Raw genomic sequence first — 1,560 nt, forward strand, 5'->3', positions numbered from 1 at the left:
GGCTTTGGCGGGGGAGTTGGGGGTTGATAGTGGTGTGGTCGCCTCGGTGATGCCGGCTTTGGCGTCGTGGCGTGTTCGGCAGCGTGACGAGCGTGTAGTGGAGGGCTGGCGTTATCGGGAGACGTGGAAGCCTTTGGGTGGTGCGCACAGTCTGTCGGGTCGTGTGGGGTCTGGGCGTTGGCTGGTGGTGGTTCCGGAGGGGATGTGTGGTGATGCCTGGGTCGCGGCTGTGGTGGGGGCTTTGGGCTCGGGTGGGGTGGTGGTGGAAGACGGTGGTGTGGGGTGTGCCGGTCTTGCTGAGAGGTTGAGGGGCGCGGCCGAGGGGGTGTCGGCCGAGGGTGTGTCGGTGGCGGGTGTGGTGTCGTTGGGTGCGGCGTTGGCTTCTGGGGTGATGGCGGGGCTGGTGTCGACGGCTGTGTTGTTGCAGGCGTTGCAGGACGCGGGGTTGGCTGTTGGGTTGTGGGTGGTGACGCGGGGGGCGGTGTCGGTCGGGGGTCGTGATGCTGTTACGGCTCCGTGGCAGGGTGGTGTGTGGGGTCTGGGCCGGGTGGCTGCTTTGGAGCGGCCTGCTGTGTGGGGTGGCCTGGTGGATCTGCCGGAGTCGTTGGACGGGCGCTGTGCGCGGGGGTTTGCCGCGGTGGTCTCGGGTGTTGTGGGTGAGGATCAGGTCGCGGTGCGCTCGTCGGGGTTGTTCGGGCGTCGGTTGGTGCATGCTTCGGGGTCGGGTTTTGGTGGCTCGTCGTGGGTGACGTCGGGGACGGCGTTGGTTACCGGTGGCACTGGGGGGTTGGGGGCGTATGTTGCCCGGTGGCTGGTCGAGCGGGGCGCGGAGCATGTGGTGTTGCTGAGCCGGCGGGGGCCGGATGCTGAGGGCGCGGATGTGTTGCGTTTGGAGTTGGAGACTGCTGGTGCTCGGGTGACGGTGCTGGCGTGTGATGTGGCTGATCGGCAGGCGCTGGGCGGTGTGGTGGCGGGTATTCCTGAGGAATGGCCGTTGCGGACGGTGGTGCATGCTGCTGGTGTCATGGGTGAGAGCGTGCCGGTGACGTCGATGGGTTTGGGGCAGTTCGAGGAGCTGTTGCGGGGCAAGGTTGAGGGGGCGCGGTATCTGGATGAGTTGACGCGCGGGCTTGATCTGGATGCGTTTGTTTTGTTCTCCTCGGGTGCGGCGGCGTGGGGTAGTGGTGGTCAGGGTGGGTATGCGGCTGGCAACGCTTATCTGGATGCTCTGGCTGGGTATCGCAGGGCGCAGGGTGGTAGGGCGACCTCGGTGGCGTGGGGTTCGTGGGATGAAGCGGGGATGTTGATCGACGCGGCCGGACAGCACCGTGAGCGTCTGGATGCGTTGGGTGTGGTGCCGATGCGGCCGGAGTTGGCGCTGGCCGCGTTGCAGCGTGTTTTGCATGATGACGAGACGACGATTGTCATCGCGGACATGGACTGGGCGCGGTTCGCGCCGATCTTCACCGCGGCCCGGGCGAGTGCTTTGCTGTCCGATCTGCCGGAGGTCGCCCAGGCGCTGCAGACCCCAGGAGGGGACCACACGCTATCCGGCGGCCT

1 protein-coding gene is annotated in these 1,560 nt (G+C 67.1%); it reads left to right on the plus strand.

Annotated elements, in window-relative coordinates; all coding sequences use genetic code 11:
* Positions 1–34 precede the first annotated feature (34 nt).
* Positions 35–1,560, plus strand: a 1,526-nt coding sequence (locus tag O5O46_RS34915; protein WP_269859708.1) for a beta-ketoacyl reductase, incomplete at its 3' end; no start/stop codon positions are given.

This window comes from Streptomyces sp. RPT161, assembly GCF_027533845.1.
In the GTDB taxonomy this organism is placed as follows: Bacteria; Actinomycetota; Actinomycetes; order Streptomycetales; family Streptomycetaceae; genus Streptantibioticus_A; species Streptantibioticus_A silvisoli_A.